We start from the raw sequence: 22009 nt of genomic DNA, 5'->3' as shown, positions 1-22009 counted from the left end.
TAATATGAAAGATCAGGTTGTATTGGTCGATTGTCCACGAGATGCCATTCAGGGGCTGCATAATTTTATTGCAACAGACAAAAAGGTCAAACATATCAATGCGTTGATAGAAAGTGGCTTATTTGATGTGATTGATTTTGGTTCGTTTGTTTCTCCAAAGGCGGTTCCGCAATTGGCTGACACAAAAGAAGTCCTAAATGGCGTTTTGAAGAATGATCGGGTAAAGCTATTGGCAATTGTCGCCAATCTGAGAGGTGTTCAAGAGGCTGTTCAAGAGGAAAAAATAGATTTTATAGGTTATCCGTTTTCTATATCAGAAACCTTTCAGTTGCGCAATACGAATAGGGGGCTGGATGATTCTTATCAGCAATTGAAGGAAATGAAAACCTTGGCTGATACCTATGGTAAGGCATTGGTCGTGTATATTAGCATGGCTTTTGGTAATCCATATGGTGATCCATGGTCAGTAGATCTGGTTGAAGAATGGATCGATCGATTGATGCAGCTTGGTATAGCCGAATTTTCTTTGGCGGATACTACTTCAGAGGCGAGTGTTGGGCAGATTGCCGACCTCTTTGGTCTTGTCCGGACGCGATATCCGCAGCTCGCTGTAGGGGCGCATTTTCATGCCAGGCGGGAAGATAGTCTTGCAAAGGTTCAGGCTGCCTACGATGCAGGCTGCCGTAAGTTTGAAGGGGCATTATTGGGTTATGGTGGATGTCCATTTGCCAAAGATGATTTGGTTGGAAATATTCCGTCAGAAATTTTGCTGGATCTTTTTGATAGGGGGAGTTTGATGGAGAAGATGGCCCTGGAGGAGAGCTTTAGGCAGATGATCTTGTAGATAGAATAAATGGAAAAACTGAATTTCATAAAGGTACAACGCGAACAGCATGTGTTTATATTGACGCTGGCGCGATCGGAGAAAAGGAATGCTTTTAGTCCGACCATGGTGAGTGAGATTGCCTATGCTTTGGCAGTGGCTAATGCGGATCCAGAGATTCGTTTGATACAGGTTGAAGCTGAAGGGCCCGTATTTTGTGCCGGGATGGATCTGAAAGCTTTTGAAGATCCGTTGGTTGATGAGGCTAATCCTCGGATTCCCAAGGTCGAGAAATCGCTGGCCGAACTGTTTGCTAATTTAGATAAACCGTCGATATGTGTTGTTCGGGGCGATGTGATTGCGGGAGGGTTTTTAATTGCCCTATCCTGCACTTATTTGTTTGCCCTGCCGCAGGTGCGATTTTCGTTACCGGAAGTGAAGATCGGCCTTTTTCCTTTTCAGGTATTGGCGTTGCTCCTGGAGTATATGCCCGAACGGAAGGCAATGGATCTTTGTATTCAAGGTCGGTCTTTCTCGGCAGAAGAGGCACTGGAAAAGGAGTTGCTTTATGCGATTTTGGAACCAGAGGAGGCCGAATTAGATGCATTGAAAAGAGCTATTGTAGAGAATGCACCCTTGGCTATCGCAAAGGGTTTTGGGGCGCTTCGCAAATTGAAAGAAAATTCGTTGGTGGATAAATATGCGTTTCTTTTGGATGAGCTTGCTAAACTTCGTCAGACAGCCGACTTCAAAGAAGGGATGGCGGCAATGCGTGATAAACGAAAGGGAGAGTGGAAGAATCGCTGATCAAAAAGAACGGAAACTTGGTCTACTGGTCAAAGGAGAAAATTCCCAGGGAATAGAACTTAATACGATCAATAAAGCAAGACCAAACCAAATGAGTAAAATTTTAAAACGTCGATCATCTGTATCGGCGTTTTTGCTTTTTAGACTTCCAATGAGCAAAATGATTGCTGCGAGAATCATCATGCTGCTATGCTCCATTCCGAAAAAACGGATCTGTCGTAAGTGTACAGCTGTTTTAAAATGTGTCAGAAAATATTGTGTGATCGGACTTAATATATAGAGTATGATACCCATTAATGCTTGCATATAAAAAGCAATAATGACCGCCTTTTTTAAGAAATTATCGGTAGGGGTGAAGGGGAGTCTATTCTTTTGTTGATAGGCAAAACGTAATAAACTAACTATAAGAATGATCAAAACAATCCATCGCCAGGTGGAGTGTAAAGCTAAAATAAAGGCGTAAATAGAAGTCATAGCGATACAAAGATGAACATAAAATACATTAAAAAACACTTCAGTCAGCTGATTATTGTGACAACTGCGAAGCAGATTCGGGTTAAAAATGATTACTGAGTTCTATCGTCGAATGAGAAGATGATAAAAATGAGGCTTGAATTTAATGTTATTTTTTTGTTTATGTAGTGTTTGTAGTGTTTTGATTATTAATTATTTAAAATCTACATATGTCCGGTATTAACTTAAGGTTAATTGGTTTCTGAGTGCTGCAAACGCGGTTTTTGGCTAGATTGTATAGGGAAATTAGCTCAAAAAGTATGGTGGCGGATTCCAATTTTAATTTACTTTGGTGATTGGGGTGCGTAATGTGTGGTTTTTTATGTTTTTTAAGCGATTTGAGAGGTTTTTTGCTAGTTGCTTTACCTCTCGCTTCGTTGGATTAAAAAAGTGCTCTCAAGGTGCTAATTTTAAGTTTTTTGTGTTGCGGCGGTTTTAGATAGGTGCGAAAATAGTGCGTTCTGATCTTATTTTTTCATTATGAATTTCATAATTCATTTATTTAATGATCTTTTTATCAGTGTATATATGATTTTTATATAAACTTATTGTTTTCTGTTTTTACTGATTCTTAGTTATTATATAAGGTGCAGATCTCGCGAGCCTATAGCCTTTAAAATAGGGGCTACAGATTTATTTTTTTTTAAATATTTTTTGGAAACATCGAGAATTAGTATCTATATTAGTGTATTAATTAAATAATACAGTAGTATGATTACTATCCAAAATCTAAATTTTAGTTATAGTAAGTCCAGGCCACTCTTTCTTCAAATGGACCTCACTTTGAAGCAGGGGCATATCTATGGATTACTTGGAAAGAACGGCGCGGGTAAGTCTACCTTGCTCAAAAATATTGCCGGCTTAGTGTATCCAGTATCGGGGGTGGTTGAAGTCTTGGGACACAACCCAACTCGAAGGGAGCCCTCTTTGTTGCGGGAGATCAGTTTTATTCCGGAGGAGTTTTATTTGCCTGCGGTAAAATCAGAACAATTTTTAAAAGCCAATGCTGGGTTTTATCCCAATTTTGACCGGGAACATTTTTATCGCTTGATCAAAGAATTTGAAATTCCGGTAGAACAAAAATTGGCGGAGATGAGCTATGGTCAGAAAAAGAAATACATTATTTCCTTCGGTTTGGCTTCCAATACGAAAATTATCATTATGGATGAACCAACGAATGGGCTAGATATTCCTTCTAAGGCGCAGTTTCGTAAAATTATGGCTTCGGCCATCACAGACGACCGTTGTGTAATTATCTCAACCCATCAGGTACGTGATCTGGATAATCTGATTGATGCGGTCATTTTACTTGATGAGCATAAGGTAGCGCTGAATGCACCTGTTAACCTGATTACTGATAAGCTCTGTTTTAAAAAGATGAAGGAACTATCTTTTGATGTGCTGCATGCGGAGGAGGCGCTTGGAGGTTTCAATGTGATTCTTCCAAATACACTGGTGGAAGATTCCAAACTGGATCTGGAGTTGTTGTTCAATGCGGTGTTACAGCAAAAGGAAAAAATTACAAATCTCATTAAAGTCGATGAATATGTCAGACCTGTTTAATACTACACGTTTTTTTGCACTGATCCGTAGGCAATGGGTCGGTTTTGGACGAATATATCTGATGTCAATAGGTGTAATCGCAGGCGTAATCTTTTGTTTTTATGCTTTCAATGTGGGGACTAATTATGATCATCTTCAGCATGATTTTGCCAATGTTTATTCGATATTGAATTTTAGATCACCTTTATTCTGTGTATTGGGATTGTTTTTTGTGACTGTGATCTCGAGCAGTTATTTTGCTGATCTTGGACGTAAGACAAAAGCTATTTTTGAATTGATGATACCTGCTTCGCAGTTGGAGAAATTTCTGGTCGCTATTTTCTATACAGTGATCATTGGGATCAGCTCATATCTACTGATCTATTATCTGATCGATCTAGCCTTCATTTCCTATTTGCGAGGTTTTGGTCCTTCCATTAGAACGGAGGTGAATGAACTTGGTGAACAGGTTACGGTGGAGTTCTGGCAATATTTTTTTACCGTGGATTATCCGAGCGGCGCGTATTATGCCTGTTTTTTACCTGTCCTATTAAATGCCATATTTTTACTGGGGGGGATTGTTTTTAAGAGCTATCAATATATTAAGACCGCGATCTCACTGTTGCTTTATTGCGTGGTCTGGATGTCTTTTTTTGTGTATCTCATGAAAACACAAACGGAAAATACAGTGGGGCGCATGGATGATAATTATTGGTCAGATTCAAATCACATCTTTGGGCTAATTACAGTGACAGGAATAGCGCTCACATTGATATTCTGGGGGATTGCCTTTTTAAGGTTAAAAGAGAAGGAGATTTAATATGGAATTTAATGCCAACAAAGCGATTTATCTACAGATTGCGGAATATGTATGTGATCATATTTTAATGGAAACCTGGAAAACGAACGACAAGTTGCCCTCGGTGCGGGAGCTGGCAGTTCAATTGGAGGTGAATCCGAATACAGTTATGAGGACCTATGATATGCTGCAACAGAAGGAGATTATCGCGAATAAACGCGGAATCGGTTTTTTCTTGACCGGGGATTCTGTCCGGAATGTTAAATCTTACCGGAAGACGGTTTTTTTGGAAGAGGATCTTCCATTGTTCTTTCGGAATATTTATTTATTGGAAATCGGTTTACCTGAATTGGAGCAACGTTACAGACAGTTTGTTGAACAGAATTTTAATCAAAATGAATCATGAAATTAAGTACTAAATTATTGATAGGGCTCGCAATATTCCTTTTTGTTGTTCCGACATTGGTGGCCTCTTATTTGGTTCGGATCAATAGGTTAGATGCAAACGTTTATCATAAAAATGTAGAAAAGGAGGTGTCAAACCCTGGTGCGGCAGATGTTTATTTTCGGTCATTTCCTGTAGGTAAATTTGATAAACTACAGATCCTTGGTTCAGATGCCAGGGGGATCAATTTATATGTGGTGAAAAGTGATAAGTTTATGCTGAAGGTGAATAAGAGCCAGGCGGATTTTGTAAAGGTAAATGTAGATGCCGATGGTTTTCTTGTGCTGGATTTTTTGGAGGGTGGTGATAAGTATTATAAGTCAGTCTATATTTTTACACCGGATTTGAAATTCTTAAAATTAAAGAAAGCAGATGTGAACGAGTTTTCTGCAAAGCTTGATGAATTCACTATTGTTGGTGACAGTGTTGAGAATTTTTCTTTAAGTGGAGAAACGGCCATCAATACGCTTAATTTGGTTTTGACAAATTCGCATATAGATGATTTTGGGTCCCGTGACGACAAAAATACAGCACCCGTCAGTCATTTACGGGTTGATGTCACCAACACCAATCTAGGGTTGCCTCGAGTTGATTACAAGACTGCTGATATTCTTGTTAAGAATTCGCAGGTCTATTTTAATAGAAAAGGGGATAAGTCTAGGGTCGATGTTTTGGATATCAAAACCGAAGGTGTTTCTTCTGTCCGGCTGGATAGCTTGCAATGGAATACATTGAAAGGACGTTTGTCGAACGATACAAAAATTGATTTGCCAGTGCATGCATTGCGTAATCTGATCAAATAGTCTTCCGCACTGATTTTGTTTGTTAAGGTCTTTTGAAGGGTATTTATTTTGTAAAAGCTCAAAATTCCAATTGTTTGAATTTTGAGCTTTTTGGTATATCCTGATCTATGGGTTAATAAGCGCTGCGACCTGTTGATCAGTTGTGACGCCAGGTTCCAGTGCTATCAGTTTAAAATTGCGGAAATGAATCTCCGATCCTTCAGATTCGAGGCAGAGGTAACCTTTTTTTACAGTTGAATTGCGTATTCCGTTGACAAATTTCCCGTTGACAGCTAATTTGATCGTGCCGTCAACACATATGATTGTGTATTTGTTCCATTCGCCTTTCCCCTTAGCTCTGTTTTCTATGGATTTGCTACGTGTACCACGGGGGGTGTCCGGTATTGTGGTAACACCACCGACACCAAATAGTTCGCCATGCACGTAGGCAATTGGTGCTTGTTTGCCATCAATATGATTCTGATTTACCCAGTCCAATTCGAGCATTTGTACTTCTACGCCACCAGGTAGCCTGCCGGATGGATCAGGTTTGGCATCTGACCAAACGAAGATTCCTGAATTACCACCAGCGTATTGATGGTTCCATTCGACATGGATAATAAAGTTTTCGTACTGTTTTGAAGAGCGTACTACACCTATTGGTTTTCCCTTGCAAATGAGATTCCCCTTTTCGATACGCCATGTTTCAGGGTCTGTATTGACATTAATCCAGTGAATTTTTTCTGCGTTCTTCTTGTTTACTACCCAATCGTCCCATTGGATTTCCTGGCCAAAATTAAATAAGGTATTGTTTTGGGCTAGGAGGTTACTATTATTAAGCAATAAAATGCTGAAAATAGAATAAATAAGTCTTTTCATAAGGTTTTGGAGGTTAGCTAAACTTTGTCTTTCCAGGTGTAGCAATAAGAGGTCCGTCTATGTTAAGTTCCCAATTATAAGACGATAACTCCGGCCCAAGACTTTCTTTCGAATTTATTACTTGATCAAAGGTTAGGTTTTGACCTGTATAGCCTGCCATGCGTGCCCAAATAGCCAGTAATGTGCTGTTGGTCATCCACTCGCCATCATTGATCGGTTTGTTACTTCTGATTGCCGCAAACAACTCATCATGTTGCGTTTGGTACATATTGTTTTTTGCTCCGGTGTAATTCCAGTCCATTTTTCCAGTTATTGTATGTTTTCCGCCGATGATGACTTCGGCCGCACCTTCTGATCCTAACATGCTTACTGAGTTTCTAGGGGTGGCTCCAGCTTGTTGTCGACAGAAGTGTGTTCCGATAGCTCCATTTGCATACTTAAATTCTATCGCAAAATGGTCGTAGATATTCCCATATTTTGAATCTACACGGACTTGTCTGCCGCCTGTACCCATCGCTGAAATAGGCATAACGTCACCCATGGCCCAAGACATCATATCTAAACTGTGTACTGCTTGTTCTACGATAAAATCACCTGAAAGCCAGTTGTAATAAAACCAGTTTCTCATTTGTTGGGTCATTTTATTCCATTCTGGACGTGGGTCGATATAGGTCGCTTCGCCACCATAGCGAAATGTACTAACTGATCTTACCTGGCCTATTGCTCCTTCTAACACTTTAGTAAATGTAGCTCGGTTTGGAAGATCATAACGGAAACAGAAGCCAGAAACAAGTGATAAGTTTAATTCTTTTGCTTTTTTTACCGACTGTAATACACTCTGTAGCCCTGGTACGTCAACGGCCATAGGTTTTTCACAGAAGATATGTTTTTTTGCGTTAACAGCAGCTTTTAAATGCAGTGGCCTAAAAGCCGGCGGAGAGGTTAACAATACCACGTCTACATCACTATTGATTACTTTTTCGAAGGCATCGAAACCTAAGAACTTGTTGTTTTTGTCAATTTTTACCTGTTTTGGGCGAACTTCCATCAAAGCGGCATAGGATTGGTCCATGCGGTCCTGGAAAACGTCTGCCATAGCCGTAATTTGACAATTTGGATCGGCTTGTAGAGCTTGGATCGCTGCGCCCGTGCCTCTGCCGCCGCAGCCAATAAGTCCTACTTTAATGATTTGATCTTTTGATTGGTTGGTAAAGGAGAACAACGAAGAGGTTGGGAGGGAGCTTCCGAGGGCAATGATGCTGGATTTTTTTAGGAATGATCTCCTTGAGTTGTTTCCTGGATGGTTATCGGAATTGAATGACATATTGTATTTAATGTTTATAAATGAATATAATGGTGTTAAGTTGTTAAATGATGTAACGTTTGTTTCATATTGGTCTAAAAAAGGATACTGCCTATTCACGAGATACGGAAGTTGATTTTCGATGTTCTATTTTACAGTCTAAAAAGTAAGTTTCAAATTCGAAATAATTTTTTTTATTTCTATTTTTTAACATCTCTAATAACAGTTCTACAGATCGATCGGCCATAAGACGTGTTGGTTGGGTAATAGTTGTCAAGGACGGGTTTAAGCTATTCGCAAAAGGTGTGTTGCTGAAGCCGATTAAATTCATGTTTTCTGGAATCTTTACGGCTAACTTATTTAATATATGTAAGACCTTTAATGATAAAGTGTCCGTGGTCGATAGAAGTGCATCTGGGGGCTGGGGGGTGCTTAATAAGCTGCTTATTTTTCTTTCGAGCTCTTCATCAATATCATCTTTGGGACTTGAATAAGATATTTCCACAATATTTTGTTCGTTATAAGGAATCGAACAGTTGAATAGTGCATCTTTGTACCCCTTAATCCTGCTGGCATTCCCTCCGATATCTTTACAAAGTAGTAAAATGATATTTTTACGGCCATTTTTTATCATTTCTTCTGTAGCTTGATAGATTACCTTGTTGTTTTGTATGCCGATTTTAAAGGTGTCAAGTTGATGATTTATTCGGTCAAAAATAATGATTGGGCATATCTGCTCCATGATATACATCAACAGGGATAAACTGGAGTCATTTTTTACGGGTGAAATGATGATACCATCGATATTACTTTGTACGCAGAGTTCCAGTGCTTCTTTTTCCTTTTTTTCATCGTTGAACGTCTGGAGTAAGATTAACTGGTAATTTGTTTGGGATAATATCAGGGAGATTTCTTCGTAGAAATCGAAGAAGAAAGAGCTTGAAATAAAAGGGACAATAATAGCCAGTGTATTTGAGCGTCCAGTTTTTAAGCTTTTGGCTGAAAAGTTTGGAATATAGTTAATCTTCTGCGTGTAAGCTAGAATCATTTTTTTTGTTTCCGCACTGATTTCATGACTATCATTAAGCGCCTTGGAAATGGTCCCCGGTGAAAGGTTTAATTGCTTTCCAATCTCTTTTAAGGTAATTCTTTTCATGTTCTCTTTCCTCTCCATTTCTTATCATTATTCATCCGCTATTCGCTGTAGAATAGGGTATGCGTTATTTTTATGAATGCTGCTTCGCAGGTTTAATTGTATTCAGATGATGAATTATTAAATTATAAAGATAACATAAAAAAGAGGTTTTCAAATGGGGTTTTCAAAAAGCGGCGGTAATTCAATGCAAAAAGGCTTATTTACCGAAGTTGACGGGGACGGGCTAGGGAAAAGGAGAGCGACGCGGGCATGAACATAGGATCTGGCATCTTTCAATTTTCATGAAAGTTGCCAGATCCCATGCATTATTTGGACCCGCCGAAAAGCTTGCTGATTAGCCAGATGACAAGCGCAACGACAACTACAACAATGAGTATACCTGTCCAAACACCGGCTTTAAAAATACTCTCTATCACAGAGCAGCTTGTCATTAATAAAAGCGTACTTGACATTAAGGAGAAAGGCACTATTTTTTTCATAATGGATCGTATTAATTATTTGTTTTCTATATAATAACGACAATTTAAACTGCAAATAGTTTTCAATATATCTCGCGAATAGCTGAGTCCCACAGTTTCTGTGTGCCTTGTAGGATATTCGACGGATCTAATTGGTCAGGCCCTTCTTTCGAATCCTTATATCCTTAAACAAGAAAAGCTAATCTTGCGATTAGCTTTTCTCTTAGTGATCCCGCTGGGATTGGCTCAGTCCCACAGTTCCCGAGTACATTCTTGAGCCTCCGTAGGATCGAACCCGGCCGACCCTTCTTTCGAATCCTTATGTTCTTAAACAAAAAAAGCTAATCTTGCGATTAGCTTTTTTCTTAGTGATCCCGCTGGGATTCGAACCCAGGACCCATACATTAAAAGTGTATTGCTCTACCAGCTGAGCTACGGAATCCTTTCTGTTTTTGAAAGTGATGCAAAGGTATAATTTCTTTCTATATGCTCCAAATTATTGGTTTTAAAATTTGGTTTATCGGCGGTAACTGTCTAATAAATAAAAAGATTATTTTTTGCTAGCCTCTCTTTTTTGCATGAAGTATCCTGTTTGCACCATTGATATCCTTGATAAGCTGAACATGATGAAAACCTTTTTTCTCTATGAGCTCCTTTGTTTCCGGTCCCAGATATTGATTAATCTCAAAATAAAGATCGCCATGAGGTACCAAATGTTTTAATGCAAATGAGGAAATTACATCATAAAAGATCAATGGTGCACTTTCTTCAATGAATAAAGCGAGCTCAGGTTCGTAAGCTAATACGTTCTGTTGCATGTACTGTTTTTCATTTGGCGTGATATAGGGGGGATTGGAAACGATAATGTCGTATTGTTGGTCTGAAAAGACGTAATCCCATTCTAAAATATCCGCATTGATGAAATGGATTGATTCCCCTAGTCGTAGCGCATTTTTTTTGGCGGTATTGATGGCTTCTTTGGAAATGTCTACTGTGGTTACATGTGCCTGATTTAAGTGTTTTGATAAAATAATAGGGATGCAACCCGAACCAGTTCCGATATCAATGACCTTTAATCCGGATGAACTAGCGTGTTTTTTTATGATCAAATCAACAAGTTCCTCTGTTTCTTGTCTCGGTATCAGAACAGATTCATTCACTTCAAAAAAATCCCCATAAAAATCGGCCTTATTTAAAATATATTGAATAGGCCTGTTTTTTTTGAGATCCTGAACAATGTCCAAAAAGCGAATAGCCTCCGTTTCTGATACGAAATCACCTTTTTTCAATTGATATGCTATTCTTTTTATACCCAATAGTTCTTCCACAACAAGTAAAAATATAGACTTTATTTCGTCCTTGTCATAGATGGAATTTAATTCATGTTGAAACGTTAATTCGAAATCTTGAAGTATTCTCATGCGTCAAAGGTACGATTTTCATAGATTTGCATTATGAATATGCACAGGCAATATATGCAACGCTGCTTGGATCTCGCTCAGCTAGGAGCAGGATCTGTCAGCCCAAACCCCATGGTGGGTGCAGTTATCGTTCATGACGACCAAATTATAGGCGAGGGGTATACTTCTCCTTACGGAGGCCCTCATGCTGAAGTTAACGCCGTAAGTCAGGTGTTGGACAGGTATGGTGATACAGCAAAAGAATTATTGGCTGCAAGTACATTTTATGTGAGCCTTGAGCCCTGTGCACATTATGGTAAAACACCGCCTTGTGCGAATATGATCGCTGATCTTAAACCGCTGAAGGTTTTTGTGGCTTGTTTGGATCCTTATGCAAAGGTCAATGGGAAAGGTATTGAAATATTAAAAGAGGCAGGTATTGAGGTTGAAATTGGTCTTTTAGAGAAAGAAGCGATCTGGCTCAACCGCCGTTTTTTTACACGAATTAGCCAACATCGCCCTTATGTTATTTTAAAATGGGCCCAATCTAAAGATGGCTTAATAGGTCAAGAGGATAAACAGGTTTGGATTAGTAACGCCGCTAGCCAACAATTGACTCATCGTTGGCGCGCAGAAGAGGATGCAATTTTAGTGGGAACAAATACTGCCCGGATTGACAATCCCAGTTTGACCGTTAGGCATTGGAAAGGTAAAAATCCAATCCGTGTGTTGATCGATCGAGATTTAGTCATTTCACCGGAGGCTAAGATTTTTGATGAAAAAGCTGATACTATTGTGTTTAATGCAAAAAAAACTGACTGGCAAGGCCATATTAAACATATTGAGCTTGAAAACTATGGTCTATATTTACCACAAAGTATTCTTTATCAATTGTACCTGATGGATGTGCAATCTATTATCATTGAAGGCGGAGCGAAGACCTTACAAACATTTATTGATGCTGGTCTCTGGGATGAAGCGCGGGTATTTCAATCTGAGACAGAATTGCATACTGGTGTACCTGCTCCAAAATTGAATGGTAGGGTTCTTGAAAAGCAAATGATTTCCAATGATTTGCTTGTGGTTTATGTGAAATGATCCCAATAAATTGTATATTTAGGAAATTATAAACCTTTGATCTGCAGGATCTAATTTTTTAGAATACAATTATGGTGGTTACAGAAAACTTAATGCAGTTTATCTGGAAACTACGGCTATTCAATACAATAGGATTGTTATCTAGTGATGGAGAGCCGTTGACTGTGATAAACCTTGGTCAGCATAACCTGAACGCAGGGCCAGATTTTTTAATGGCTCATATCAGACTTGGAGACAAGGAATGGTATGGAAATATTGAAATCCATATTCGTTCGTCGGACTGGGATCGACATCATCATCAGGATGATACTGCTTACAATAATGTCATACTTCATGTTGTTTGGGTAAATGATAAAGTCATACAGCGTAGGGATGGGAGTGTTATCCCGACGATCTTGCTTTCGGAATGTGTAGATCCGCATTTACTTGATAAGTATTCGATGATGATGAATACGACAAACTGGGTTCCTTGTCAGTCGCAACTGAGCTCAGTTGATTCGTTAAAGAAAACGATGTGGTTGGATGCCTTATCTTATGAGCGTTTGGAAATGAAAGTTCAGGTGATCTTTGGTTTGTTGGCTGACCATGGAAATGATTGGGAGAAGGTTTTCTGGATCTGGATGTGTAGGTGCATGGGCCTAAAGGTGAATGCAGAGACATTTCATGAGCTTGGAGAGAAACTTCCCTTGCCCTTATTGCATAAATATCGTTCTGATATATTGAAGATCGAAGCGATTTTTTTTGGAACGGGGGGCTTTCTGCCTGGTGAAGGAGATGATAAATATGCTAATTTACTCTATAAAGAGTTTATCTATCACCAGCGCGTTCATGAAATTGCGATTGTAAATGGGGGATGGAAAAAGTTGAGAATGAGACCTTATAATTTTCCCGAACTTCGAATCGCGCAGTTGGTTGCATTGTTTAGTCAGAAATCACTGAATCTTTCAACGATTTTAAGCTTGGAGAATGTGGCGGATGCACGATCATTGTTTTGTATAGACCCGTTAAATGAATACTGGAAGTGTCGTTTTTCATTAGGCGGAAAGACGTCCATTGAACATTCTGGGAAAATAGGAAAAGGTACCATTGATGTCCTCCTTGTTAATGTGGTAGTGCTCTTTCTTTTTGCTTATGGGAAGTATTATGGGATAGAGAAATATATCGACAGAGCTATCCACTTTATGGAGACGCTACCAGCCGAAAAAAATACGATCATAAAACGGTTTGAAGAATTCGAATGGGTTGCAGAAAATGCTTCTCAAAGCCAGGCAATATTACAGTTGAAGAAATTATACTGCGACAAGAAACAATGTCTTCATTGTAGGATTGGTGCCGAAATTTTGCGAAGTGGTTAATTTGCTAGTATTTCGGCGATTTCTTTATATCCTTTTTCCAAAGCGAGGTCTGCTGGCGTAAATCCTGCTAGGTTGACAATTTGGGTATCTGCACCAAATTCCAATAAAGCTACGATGAAGTCGATATTACCATGTTGGGCAGCAAAATGTAGTGCAGTTTCTCCTGTTGCCTGGATTGCATTTACATCGGCATCGGCTTCAATAAGCATTTTACCGATTTCCTCATTATTATTTGATGCAGCAATATGTAGGGGGGAAGCAAGCTGTTCGTTTCTGCTGGCAACATTTGGGTTTACCTTTTTGGATAATAATAGACGGACGATATCAGCCTTGTTGAAATAGGTTGCGAGTGTCAACGGTGTAAAACCGTGGGAAGACCATTCGTTGACAACAGATGGAGCCTGTTGGATAATTGCTTCCACGTATGCGGTTAATCCTGCTGCACAGGCCTCATGGATGGTCATCGATTTGGTGTGTTGCAAAAGTATCCGGATGATTTGTGGTTTGTTATAATAGCATGCTAATAATAAAGGGGAAATGCCATGACTGGTTGTCTCTTGTAATAATTCAGGGTTTCCGATCAATAATAGATCGATGTCATGACTTTTTCCTTCTTCAATATATTGTTCTAAAACAGAAAGATTCATTTTCAAATGTAATTGCGTAACTCTTCTACTAAAATAGGTTTTATTAATGAAAAATAACTGTTTGAATAGCGAATTTATTTCCTAAATCAGCGTGGTACTAATAACGCGAAAATGGTAGGGGATATAAATGTTTAGAATAATTAGGATAGGAAAAGGGCTGAAATGGGCATTTTTTTAAAATTTATATACACAAATGTGTAGTAATTCATATAATATTTTTGAAAATTAAAAAGTAGATGTACTTTTGTTAAGCCCCTCCCAAGGGCATGTTTTTCATAGGTAGATGTAGGGTCGGGTGTTTCTCACTTCGACCCTTTTTTTATAGCTTTGTTTTTATATTTAAAGGAAATGTCCAAAAGAAAGATTGTTGTTGCTATTACAGGAGCGAGTGGCTCTATATATGCGAAGTTGTTGCTGGAAAAACTGAATTCACTAAAATCTCAGCTAGCTGAGGTCGGTATTGTGATGTCTAATAATGCGAAGGATGTGTGGCGGGCCGAATTGGGAGACGAGAGCTATCAAGATGTGCCTTTCAAGTTCTACGATAAAAATGATTTTTTTGCACCATTTGCATCGGGTTCGGCGCGTTTTGACACCATGATTGTCTGTCCTTGTTCTATGGGAACCTTATCAAGAATTGCTTATGGAACTTCTTCAGATCTTACTACCCGTGCAGCGGATGTAATGTTAAAGGAAAGACGGAAGCTTATTTTGGTTACACGGGAGACACCATTAAGTATTATCCATATTCAGAATATGAAGCTGGTTACGGAAGCTGGTGGAATTATTTGTCCTGCTTCTCCATCTTTCTATAGCCTTCCAAAAACTTTAGAGGAGTTGGCTGAGACTGTGGTCGATCGAATTCTAAGTTTAGCGGGATTTGATTTTAAACATTATCAGTGGGGAGAAAATTCCTAGTGAATGTTCACTGAAATCTATTTTTAGTGTTCTATAATAAAATTGTATTTTGTAACTTTGTTTCTCGAAATGAAGCAATCAAAAGCATCACGCGAAAAATCTGTTTATAGCTATACAATTTATAGTGATAAATTCGTTTTTTGTTTATCATCATGGAACACGCTACATGCTTCAACAGACAATTTGTATCCTATTAATTTCAATCACATTCATATATGAAAAGCTTATTGATTACTTCTGTTAAAGTAATTTTGCCGGGTAACGAATATCATCAGCAGACTGTTGACGTATTTATCGAAAAAGGGAAGATTGCACAGATTGGAAACACCATCAAAGTAGCTGATAAAAACGTAGAGACAATCGATGGAACAGGTAAGGTTCTATCGCCTGGATTTTTCGATTTACACGCCAATTTCGGGGAACCGGGCTTGGAAACAAAAGAAGATATCCGAACAGGAACGGCTGCCGCCGCTGCTGGAGGTTTTACCGCCGTGGCAGTGATGCCTAATACTGAACCCGCAATTCAAAGTCGGTCTGAGGTGGCGCTTGTCGTTAATGCGGCGAAAGGAAATATTGTCGATGTACATCCCATCGGTGCTATTAGCAAGAAGCGTGAAGGCAAAGAAATGGCTGAGCTGTACGATATGAAGCAAAATGGTGCAGTTGCATTCAGTGATGGAAATAAGAGTGTACAACAAGCTGGATTAATGAGTAGAGCTTTGTTGTATGCAAAAGGATTTGAAGGACTGATCTTTTCACATGCTGAAGATGAGTCTATGGCAGGGGGGAATAAAATGAATGAGGGCACAATGAGCACTTATTTAGGAATGAAAGGAATTCCTAACCTTGCGGAATCATTGATGGTTTCCCGTGATCTCTATCTAGCGGAATATACAGAAGCTCCAATCCATTTTGCATCAATCAGTACACCTGAAGCTGTAGATTTAATTAAAAAAGCGAAAGCGAAGGGCCTTCGGGTAACTTGTGATGTAGCCGCACATCAATTAGTATTTACGGATGAGGATATCGTTGGTTTTGATAGCAACTATAAAGTAAGCCCACCATTAAGGACCAAAGCTGACGCGAAAGCGTTGATAAAAGGTATAAAGGATGGTGTAATAGATGCGGTGGTATCACAACACACTCCACAGGAAATAGAATATAAAAATGTGGAATTTCATATTGCTAAAAACGGAATAATCGGATTACAAACAGTATTACCGCTGTTAGTTCGCGCCGGATTAAACGAAGAGCAAATTGTAAACAGTTTAGCTGTAAGACCAAGGCAAATTCTGGGTCTTGCTATTCCGCAGATTAAGGAAGGTGCTACCGCAAATCTAGTTTTGTTTGACCTTGCGAAATCTTGGAATTTCGATGAAAAGACAAATAGATCCAAATCAAAAAATTCTCCACTATTCGGGCAGACTTTAAAGGGGGCTGTCGAATTGGTCATCAATAATAATCAAATCATTAAAAACGATTAAACCATGGAAGCAAATATAAAAGCTGCTGTAGAGGCAGGTGTTTTAAATTATGGAAAGGTTGATGGGATTTCCACCGCCCCAGAATTTCTAGAGAAACTGATCCAAGTATTCAATACAGATGCGAGCTATCTGGAAAAATTGGAGCTGCTAGACCAGTCTTTTGACGACTATCCTTTGTTTGATGAACTTCGTGAAGTCTATGTCGACTTATTATTGATGAATTTCTTTTCTAGTGATGTACTCAAGCTTGAGGATGACTACTTGGATTCTGAAGAATGGGAGGCTATTGAAGACGAAACGATAGACCGTGGAACGGAGTTACTGAATATTTTCCTTTATTTAGGTGAATGCAAAGATGACGAGATCGAGCCTGAACTAGATGATTTCTTAAAAGAGTTTTTACTGGTTGATGAAGATGAGTTTCAAGATGAACATGAAATTTATGAGGATATCATTGCTAACCAGATTTTGGTAGATAGTCCCTATGCTGAAATTGCTAAAGTGGCTAAGGGAATTAATCCTCGAAGCGAAGTTTATGAATTGTTCTATCCGGTAATGAGTTTCTTCGGTGAATTGAACCCAGATGAAAAGCAATTTGAGGAGTACACTGCTGCGTCAAGCAATAAAGCATTTGATTTGGCTCTATACAAAGTTCTTAGTACTTATTATAGTAAATAATTATGGCAGATTCAATCAACCCCAGTAATGCCGGATTCGATGCAGTAATTGACAAGAAGAAGAGTATTATCTATGGCATTGTTTTAGGCGTGATTTCCTTTGTTCTTGGACTGATCGTTCTTTTTATTGTTAAGGACCTGAATTCCTTCTGGGGAGTTATGTCTATGTCCTTTATTGTCAATACAGGCATTTTTGTTATTATCTCTGCGTTATTTTCTTTTTCTCTTAGAAAAGCAAATGGCGGTTATTGGAGTTTTTCCATAGCGCTCAAATCCATCTTTATGATGTTGGCTATTTCGACGATTATTTCTACTATAGGGACGCAGGTGTATGTTAACTTTGTGAATCCGACTTTGCAGGAAAAAGTCGTCACGCACACCATCAATGTGACCATTGAATATATGGAAAAGAATAATGTGCCTGATGAGGTCATAGATTCAAAAATTGCGGAGTTGGAAAAACAAGTTGATGCGATTGGAAAGATTACCTTGGGTCAAATCTTTAAGGGTTTGGCTATCACACTGTTATTTCAGTTTGTGTTTGCATTGTTGTTATCGGCGCTCTCAAAAAGGGAAAAGCCAGTATTTGTGCAGCAAAGTAATTAGGTTTTATAAAATAAAATATAGTCTACAAGGTATTGCTGAGAAAAGTAATACCTTTGTTTGTATTAAAATAGTACATTTTTAGCATGATTAACATTCACATGGATATTTCTATTGTTGTTCCATTATTTAATGAAGAAGAATCTTTACCCGAATTGACCGCTTGGATTGACCGTGTCATGGCGGCCAATCATTTCTCTTATGAAATCATTCTGGTTGATGATGGGAGTAAAGACAACTCTTGGAAGATCATTGAAGAATTAAAATTGCAAAATGGCAATATTTCGGCCATCAAATTCAGACGTAATTATGGAAAATCCGCTGCTTTAAATGTTGGGTTTGCAGCAGCTCAGGGCGATGTTGTGATCACCATGGACGCGGATTTACAGGATAGTCCAGATGAGATTCCGGAATTGTATGACCGAATTATGAATAAAGGGGCTGACCTAGTTTCGGGATGGAAGCAAAAACGTTATGATCCATTAACAAAAACAATTCCAACCAAATTATTCAATGGCGTAACGAGATCAATGTCGGGGATTCACAATTTACATGATTTTAATTGTGGTCTTAAGGCTTACAAGAAAGAAGTTGTCAAAAATATAGAGGTGTACGGTGAAATGCACCGTTATATTCCAGTCATTGCAAAATGGGCAGGATTTACGAATATTCAGGAGCAAATCGTTCAGCATTATCCACGTAAATATGGCACAACGAAATTTGGACCAGGACGCTTTGTTAAAGGATTTTTAGATCTGCTGTCTATATTTTTTGTTGGAAAATTCGCTAAGCGGCCAATGCATTTCTTTGGTGTCATGGGTGTTATGAGTTTCCTAGCCGGTTTATTTATTTCTGTCTATTTAATCTGTCACAAACTGATGAGTATCGCCAGTGGTACGCCATTTAGGGATATCACTGATCAGCCATTATTTTTCTTTGCATTGACGGCGATTATTCTAGGGACCCAATTGTTTTTGACAGGATTTTTAGCTGAACTGGTTTCAAGAAGTAGTTCGGATCGAAATGATTATCAAATCGAAAAAGTCATTTAATCATTATGCGTATTGTGATTCTGGGTTCTGCCTACCCTTTGAGGGGAGGGGGGATCGCTTCTTTCAACGAACGATTGGCGACCCATTTTCAAGAATTGGGGCATGAGGTTGATATTTATTCTTTTGCATTACAGTATCCCAACTTTCTCTTTCCCGGTAAATCTCAATATTCAGATGAACCAGCTCCAGCTGGCTTGAATATACAGACGAAAGTTAATTCAATCAACCCGCTGAATTGGTTTAAAGTGGGCGGAGAACTAAGAAGGGCGAAATATGATTTACTTATTGTTCGCTTTTGGATGCCCTTTTTTGGACCTTGCTTAGGTACTATTCAACGACAGGTACGAAAAAATAAACATACCAAAATTGTCTGTATAGCAGATAATATCATTCCTCACGAGCAAAGATTTGGAGATAAGTTATTAATCCGTTATTTCTTAAAATCAGTTGATGCCTGTGTTACCATGAGCAAAAGCGTATTGGCTGACTTAAAGACGTTGAGCCCGAAGATTCCAGCTATCTATACACCACATCCTCTTTATGATAATTATGGTCTTCACTTGAGCAAACTCGATGCGCGTAAATTGCTCAATATTGATCAGCAAGATAAGGTTATTTTATTTTTTGGATTTATCCGACAATATAAAGGTTTGGATATGTTGCTAGAGGCCTTAGCAGATGTAAGGGTTCGAGATTTAAATATCAAATTATTATTGGCCGGAGAGTTTTACGGGGACCCAGCACCGTATTTAGCACTTATCAAAAAACACCGTTTGGAGGAGTCTATCTATATGCATACTGATTTTATTCCGAATCAGGAAGTTGGGTGGTATTTTTCGGCGGTTGACTGTGTTGTTTTACCGTATAGAAGTGCAACTCAAAGTGGTATTACTCAGGTTGCTTATCACTTTGATTTACCCATGATTGTCAGCAATGTAGGGGGCTTACCAGAGCTGGTACAAGATGGTTATGTAGGGTATGTCGTGGAACCAAATGTTAATAGCATAGCGGAAGGAATTGTGTCTTTTTATCGCCATGATAAAGAAGCTCAATTCAGAACAAATATTATTGACGAGAAGAAAAAATATAGCTGGGATACCTTTGGGAAAGAGCTTCTTAAATTGATTGATTGAAATACATCTATTATAAGCTTTAGAAAAAAGAGAAATTCTAAAGACCTCCTATTAAATGTCTAATAAACGTGTATAGCTGAATTTATTTGTATATAAAAGCAAATTTATCTAAGTTTGAAATACTGAGGAAGAAATTAAAAAGAAGGAGAGATTTTGTTGCCGTTTACACAGAGCAGTTTAGCAAAGATAGAGGAGTTTTTTAAGGAACAGGGCTATAAAGTTAGGTATGAAAAGGGATCATTCCGTACAGGCGCCTGTATGTTACAGGCAACAAAGGTTGTAGTTGTGAATAAGTTTTCGAATCTGGAGATAAAAATCCAATCTTTATGGAATATTCTATTGGATGTGGAGATTGATTTAGAGTATATTTCAGAAAAACTCTTTCCAATTTATGAAGAGGTATTGAAATCAAAAACAGCAGTTTGAGAATAACATTTTTAGGAACCGGAACATCACAGGGGGTACCCGTTATTGCGTGCCAATGTCAAGTCTGTCAATCTCAAGACAAACATGACAAGCGATTGCGTTCTTCCATTCTTGTTGAATATAATAATCATACTCTTGTCATAGATACGGGGCCTGACTTTCGATATCAAATGCTGCGGGAGAAGGTAATGCATCTGGATGCGGTGTTGATGACACATTCTCATAAAGACCATATTGCGGGCTTGGATGATGTTAGAGCGTTTAATTATCAGCAGCATTCTTCTATCTCTATTTATGGAACGGAAGCGCTTCACGATGCTTTAAAGCGAGAGTTCTATTACGCATTTACGGAAGTTAAATATCCGGGTGCTCCTCGGTTGGACCTAGAAGAAATAAAAGCTGGTGAGCCATTGCTCTTATTTGGGAAGGAGATCATGCCCATAGAAGTATTGCATTATAAAATGCCTGTGCTTGGATTTAGGATAGACGATTTTGCCTACATTACAGATGCCAAATTTATTACTGGGGAATCGAGACAGTTATTGGAGGGTGTAAAAATTCTAGTGGTCAACGCCTTGCAAAAAGAATCCCATATTTCCCATCTGACCTTGCAGGAAGCCATTGAATTTGCACAAGATATTCAGGCGGAAAAAACCTATTTTACGCACATTGGGCACCGGATGGGATTACATGCAGAAGTCTCACAAGAACTACCTCCAAACATGTTCTTAGCTTATGATAGACTGCAGATCGATATTGATAATTCTATTTAATATAAAACTATAGTTCATTTCTCGTTGTTATACCTATACAAAACAGAATTAGGTATTAAAATATAAACAAATGGGAAACTTATTGTACATCATCGCCGTTATTTTAGTGATCATCTGGGCGATCAGCTTTTTTGGAGGATATGCAGGAGGTGGAAACATCATTCACATTCTATTGGTGATTGCAATTATCGTCGTACTATTACGTGTCATTCGCGGTAACGCTTAACCAATTCCGTATTATATCAGATTCAAATAAAATTGGGCAATTTGTAGGTCTTGTGGATAGGTGATTTTTATATTTTTGGAATCTCCTTCAACAATTGAAATGCGGTTGCCCATTTTTTCGACCACCGATGCATCATCTGTGAATAAAGGATCCTCTTCTTGGCGATAAGCTTCTATAAGCAATTCGGCCTGAAATACTTGTGGGGTCTGTACTAACCAAACCTGATTTCGGTCGGTAGCATTATTTGATGTATTATTACCAAGTCGTACGGATTCGATACTTTTTTGCGCTAGAACAATTGCTTGGTATTTATAGGCGCCTTGGAATGCCTTAGTAATTAATGAGGTGGAGACAATAGGACGGGCTCCATCGTGTACAGCAATATAATCTGCAGCTCCTACTTCAAAATTTTCTTGGATATATTCAATACCATTCTTTACACTTTCAAAGCGGGTTTTACCTCCAAAAGTCAAATGCACTGGCGTGCTATATTGCAGCATTGAGCATAAATCTATCCAGAATTTTTCCATTTCTTTGCTGATTACCAAGATAATTTCCGAAATATCTGATGATTGGTGAAAATGGTCGATGGTATGCATAATTACCGGTAGACCATTTAAATCAAGAAATTGCTTCGGCAAATCGCTATTCATACGACTCCCAGTTCCGGCGGCGACGATAATGACAAAATTCATGGACAGTGGTTGAAA

At 38.6% G+C, this 22009-nt stretch carries 24 protein-coding genes and 1 tRNA gene; 17 read left to right on the top strand and 8 right to left on the bottom strand.

What is annotated here, in order from left to right:
• Positions 1–4 precede the first annotated feature (4 nt).
• Complete coding sequence (locus ABFX33_RS04595; RefSeq protein ID WP_346084533.1) at positions 5–844, top strand: hydroxymethylglutaryl-CoA lyase; 840 nt, start codon at positions 5–7, stop codon at positions 842–844.
• Between the two features lie 9 nt (positions 845–853).
• Positions 854–1630 carry an enoyl-CoA hydratase/isomerase family protein gene (locus tag ABFX33_RS04590; RefSeq protein ID WP_346084531.1) on the top strand — a complete coding sequence of 259 codons (777 nt, stop codon included), beginning with the start codon at positions 854–856 and terminating at the stop codon, positions 1628–1630.
• On the opposite strand, the gene ABFX33_RS04585 is transcribed toward ABFX33_RS04590, so the two are convergent.
• The gene (locus ABFX33_RS04585) at positions 1631–2104 is read right to left on the bottom strand and encodes a hypothetical protein (RefSeq protein ID WP_346084530.1); all 474 of its coding nucleotides are present in this window, start codon (positions 2102–2104) and stop codon (positions 1631–1633) included. It abuts the gene before it with no gap.
• A 750-nt stretch (positions 2105–2854) separates the two neighbouring features.
• On the opposite strand from ABFX33_RS04585, the gene ABFX33_RS04580 reads away from it, so the two are divergent.
• From ABFX33_RS04580 to ABFX33_RS04565, 4 genes are read left to right on the top strand one after another with little or no spacing between them, the layout of a single operon-like run.
• Positions 2855–3706, top strand: a complete 852-nt coding sequence (locus ABFX33_RS04580; protein ID WP_257089208.1) for an ABC transporter ATP-binding protein — start codon at positions 2855–2857, stop codon at positions 3704–3706.
• The gene (locus tag ABFX33_RS04575; protein ID WP_346084528.1) at positions 3690–4505 is read left to right on the top strand and encodes a hypothetical protein; all 816 of its coding nucleotides are present in this window, start codon (positions 3690–3692) and stop codon (positions 4503–4505) included. The genes ABFX33_RS04580 and ABFX33_RS04575 overlap by 17 nt, the downstream gene beginning before the upstream one ends.
• 1 nt (position 4506) lies before the next feature.
• A complete protein-coding gene (locus ABFX33_RS04570) occupies positions 4507–4890 on the top strand; it encodes a GntR family transcriptional regulator (protein WP_346084527.1) in 384 nt (127 codons plus the stop codon).
• Positions 4887–5732, top strand: a complete 846-nt coding sequence (locus tag ABFX33_RS04565; RefSeq protein ID WP_346084526.1) for a hypothetical protein — start codon at positions 4887–4889, stop codon at positions 5730–5732. Before ABFX33_RS04570 ends, ABFX33_RS04565 begins: the two co-directional genes overlap by 4 nt.
• A 105-nt stretch (positions 5733–5837) precedes the next feature.
• Here the strand turns inward: ABFX33_RS04565 and ABFX33_RS04560 are convergent, their stop codons facing one another.
• The 5 genes from ABFX33_RS04560 to prmC all read right to left on the bottom strand — a co-directional run bounded on the left by ABFX33_RS04560 (position 5838) and on the right by prmC (position 10928).
• Positions 5838–6590, bottom strand: a complete 753-nt coding sequence (locus ABFX33_RS04560) for a 3-keto-disaccharide hydrolase (protein WP_346084524.1) — start codon at positions 6588–6590, stop codon at positions 5838–5840.
• Positions 6591–6603: 13 nt separating this feature from the next.
• Positions 6604–7914 carry a Gfo/Idh/MocA family protein gene (locus ABFX33_RS04555; protein ID WP_346084523.1) on the bottom strand — a complete coding sequence of 437 codons (1311 nt, stop codon included), beginning with the start codon at positions 7912–7914 and terminating at the stop codon, positions 6604–6606.
• A gap of 91 nt (positions 7915–8005) precedes the next feature.
• Positions 8006–9049, bottom strand: a complete 1044-nt coding sequence (locus ABFX33_RS04550) for a LacI family DNA-binding transcriptional regulator (RefSeq protein WP_346084522.1) — start codon at positions 9047–9049, stop codon at positions 8006–8008.
• An 827-nt stretch (positions 9050–9876) separates the two neighbouring features.
• Positions 9877–9949, bottom strand: a tRNA-Lys gene (locus ABFX33_RS04545).
• A 118-nt stretch (positions 9950–10067) separates the two neighbouring features.
• Positions 10068–10928, bottom strand: coding sequence for a peptide chain release factor N(5)-glutamine methyltransferase (gene prmC / locus ABFX33_RS04540; protein ID WP_346084520.1), 861 nt, complete (start codon positions 10926–10928; stop codon positions 10068–10070).
• Positions 10929–10961: 33 nt separating this feature from the next.
• Here prmC and ribD point away from each other — a divergent pair, with 33 nt between their 5' ends.
• Positions 10962–12005, top strand: a complete 1044-nt coding sequence (gene ribD / locus ABFX33_RS04535; RefSeq protein WP_346084519.1) for a bifunctional diaminohydroxyphosphoribosylaminopyrimidine deaminase/5-amino-6-(5-phosphoribosylamino)uracil reductase RibD — start codon at positions 10962–10964, stop codon at positions 12003–12005.
• A gap of 71 nt (positions 12006–12076) precedes the next feature.
• Entirely contained in the window at positions 12077–13360 is a 1284-nt protein-coding gene (locus ABFX33_RS04530) for a DUF2851 family protein (RefSeq protein ID WP_346084518.1), read from the top strand.
• On the opposite strand, the gene ABFX33_RS04525 is transcribed toward ABFX33_RS04530, so the two are convergent.
• Positions 13357–14007 carry an ankyrin repeat domain-containing protein gene (locus ABFX33_RS04525; RefSeq protein WP_346084516.1) on the bottom strand — a complete coding sequence of 217 codons (651 nt, stop codon included), beginning with the start codon at positions 14005–14007 and terminating at the stop codon, positions 13357–13359. The two genes, ABFX33_RS04530 and ABFX33_RS04525, sit on opposite strands and share 4 nt — an antisense overlap.
• A 348-nt stretch (positions 14008–14355) precedes the next feature.
• Here ABFX33_RS04525 and ABFX33_RS04520 point away from each other — a divergent pair, with 348 nt between their 5' ends.
• The 9 genes from ABFX33_RS04520 to ABFX33_RS04480 all read left to right on the top strand — a co-directional run bounded on the left by ABFX33_RS04520 (position 14356) and on the right by ABFX33_RS04480 (position 21299).
• Positions 14356–14925, top strand: coding sequence for a UbiX family flavin prenyltransferase (locus ABFX33_RS04520; RefSeq protein WP_120258393.1), 570 nt, complete (start codon positions 14356–14358; stop codon positions 14923–14925).
• A gap of 215 nt (positions 14926–15140) precedes the next feature.
• On the top strand, positions 15141–16409 hold the full coding sequence (locus tag ABFX33_RS04515) for a dihydroorotase (RefSeq protein WP_346084515.1): 1269 nt from the start codon (positions 15141–15143) through the stop codon (positions 16407–16409).
• A gap of 3 nt (positions 16410–16412) precedes the next feature.
• Positions 16413–17087 carry a hypothetical protein gene (locus tag ABFX33_RS04510; protein WP_257089250.1) on the top strand — a complete coding sequence of 225 codons (675 nt, stop codon included), beginning with the start codon at positions 16413–16415 and terminating at the stop codon, positions 17085–17087.
• Between the two features lie 2 nt (positions 17088–17089).
• Complete coding sequence (locus ABFX33_RS04505; RefSeq protein ID WP_346084513.1) at positions 17090–17692, top strand: DUF4199 domain-containing protein; 603 nt, start codon at positions 17090–17092, stop codon at positions 17690–17692.
• 98 nt (positions 17693–17790) lie between these two features.
• A complete protein-coding gene (locus ABFX33_RS04500) occupies positions 17791–18741 on the top strand; it encodes a glycosyltransferase family 2 protein (protein WP_120258389.1) in 951 nt (316 codons plus the stop codon).
• A 5-nt stretch (positions 18742–18746) separates the two neighbouring features.
• Positions 18747–19874: a glycosyltransferase gene (locus tag ABFX33_RS04495; protein ID WP_346084512.1), complete on the top strand. Its 1128-nt coding sequence runs from the start codon at positions 18747–18749 to the stop codon at positions 19872–19874.
• Between the two features lie 156 nt (positions 19875–20030).
• Positions 20031–20300 (top strand): hypothetical protein, encoded by a 270-nt coding sequence (locus ABFX33_RS04490; protein WP_346084510.1) that lies wholly within the window; start codon positions 20031–20033, stop codon positions 20298–20300.
• Positions 20297–21073: an MBL fold metallo-hydrolase gene (locus tag ABFX33_RS04485; RefSeq protein ID WP_257089262.1), complete on the top strand. Its 777-nt coding sequence runs from the start codon at positions 20297–20299 to the stop codon at positions 21071–21073. The genes ABFX33_RS04490 and ABFX33_RS04485 overlap by 4 nt, the downstream gene beginning before the upstream one ends.
• A 70-nt stretch (positions 21074–21143) precedes the next feature.
• Positions 21144–21299 (top strand): lmo0937 family membrane protein, encoded by a 156-nt coding sequence (locus ABFX33_RS04480; protein WP_120258385.1) that lies wholly within the window; start codon positions 21144–21146, stop codon positions 21297–21299.
• 11 nt (positions 21300–21310) lie between these two features.
• On the opposite strand, the gene ABFX33_RS04475 is transcribed toward ABFX33_RS04480, so the two are convergent.
• Positions 21311–21994, bottom strand: a complete 684-nt coding sequence (locus ABFX33_RS04475) for a 2-C-methyl-D-erythritol 4-phosphate cytidylyltransferase (RefSeq protein WP_346084507.1) — start codon at positions 21992–21994, stop codon at positions 21311–21313.
• Positions 21995–22009: the final 15 nt, after the last annotated feature.

Source organism: Sphingobacterium ginsenosidimutans (assembly GCF_039536865.1).
GTDB classification, from domain to species: domain Bacteria; phylum Bacteroidota; class Bacteroidia; order Sphingobacteriales; family Sphingobacteriaceae; genus Sphingobacterium; species Sphingobacterium detergens.
The sequence above is the reverse complement of the archived record's forward strand: the minus strand, read 5'-3'. Positions and strand labels throughout refer to the sequence as shown.

What these genes read in the sequence shown, in the direction of transcription:
- ABFX33_RS04520 (WP_120258393.1), top strand. Translation starts at nt 14,356, where the DNA reads ATGTCCAAAAGAAAGATTGTTGTTGCTATTACAGGAGCGAGTGGCTCT.
- ribD (WP_346084519.1), top strand. Translation starts at nt 10,962, where the DNA reads ATGAATATGCACAGGCAATATATGCAACGCTGCTTGGATCTCGCTCAG.
- ABFX33_RS04480 (WP_120258385.1), top strand. Translation starts at nt 21,144, where the DNA reads ATGGGAAACTTATTGTACATCATCGCCGTTATTTTAGTGATCATCTGG.
- ABFX33_RS04595 (WP_346084533.1), top strand. Translation starts at nt 5, where the DNA reads ATGAAAGATCAGGTTGTATTGGTCGATTGTCCACGAGATGCCATTCAG.
- ABFX33_RS04580 (WP_257089208.1), top strand. Translation starts at nt 2,855, where the DNA reads ATGATTACTATCCAAAATCTAAATTTTAGTTATAGTAAGTCCAGGCCA.
- ABFX33_RS04495 (WP_346084512.1), top strand. Translation starts at nt 18,747, where the DNA reads ATGCGTATTGTGATTCTGGGTTCTGCCTACCCTTTGAGGGGAGGGGGG.
- ABFX33_RS04475 (WP_346084507.1), bottom strand. Translation starts at nt 21,994, where the DNA reads ATGAATTTTGTCATTATCGTCGCCGCCGGAACTGGGAGTCGTATGAAT.
- ABFX33_RS04510 (WP_257089250.1), top strand. Translation starts at nt 16,413, where the DNA reads ATGGAAGCAAATATAAAAGCTGCTGTAGAGGCAGGTGTTTTAAATTAT.
- ABFX33_RS04525 (WP_346084516.1), bottom strand. Translation starts at nt 14,007, where the DNA reads ATGAATCTTTCTGTTTTAGAACAATATATTGAAGAAGGAAAAAGTCAT.
- ABFX33_RS04570 (WP_346084527.1), top strand. Translation starts at nt 4,507, where the DNA reads ATGGAATTTAATGCCAACAAAGCGATTTATCTACAGATTGCGGAATAT.
- ABFX33_RS04555 (WP_346084523.1), bottom strand. Translation starts at nt 7,914, where the DNA reads ATGTCATTCAATTCCGATAACCATCCAGGAAACAACTCAAGGAGATCA.
- ABFX33_RS04515 (WP_346084515.1), top strand. Translation starts at nt 15,141, where the DNA reads ATGAAAAGCTTATTGATTACTTCTGTTAAAGTAATTTTGCCGGGTAAC.
- ABFX33_RS04560 (WP_346084524.1), bottom strand. Translation starts at nt 6,590, where the DNA reads ATGAAAAGACTTATTTATTCTATTTTCAGCATTTTATTGCTTAATAAT.
- ABFX33_RS04505 (WP_346084513.1), top strand. Translation starts at nt 17,090, where the DNA reads ATGGCAGATTCAATCAACCCCAGTAATGCCGGATTCGATGCAGTAATT.
- ABFX33_RS04585 (WP_346084530.1), bottom strand. Translation starts at nt 2,104, where the DNA reads ATGACTTCTATTTACGCCTTTATTTTAGCTTTACACTCCACCTGGCGA.
- ABFX33_RS04530 (WP_346084518.1), top strand. Translation starts at nt 12,077, where the DNA reads ATGGTGGTTACAGAAAACTTAATGCAGTTTATCTGGAAACTACGGCTA.
- ABFX33_RS04550 (WP_346084522.1), bottom strand. Translation starts at nt 9,049, where the DNA reads ATGAAAAGAATTACCTTAAAAGAGATTGGAAAGCAATTAAACCTTTCA.
- ABFX33_RS04500 (WP_120258389.1), top strand. Translation starts at nt 17,791, where the DNA reads ATGGATATTTCTATTGTTGTTCCATTATTTAATGAAGAAGAATCTTTA.
- ABFX33_RS04565 (WP_346084526.1), top strand. Translation starts at nt 4,887, where the DNA reads ATGAAATTAAGTACTAAATTATTGATAGGGCTCGCAATATTCCTTTTT.
- ABFX33_RS04590 (WP_346084531.1), top strand. Translation starts at nt 854, where the DNA reads ATGGAAAAACTGAATTTCATAAAGGTACAACGCGAACAGCATGTGTTT.
- prmC (WP_346084520.1), bottom strand. Translation starts at nt 10,928, where the DNA reads ATGAGAATACTTCAAGATTTCGAATTAACGTTTCAACATGAATTAAAT.
- ABFX33_RS04575 (WP_346084528.1), top strand. Translation starts at nt 3,690, where the DNA reads ATGTCAGACCTGTTTAATACTACACGTTTTTTTGCACTGATCCGTAGG.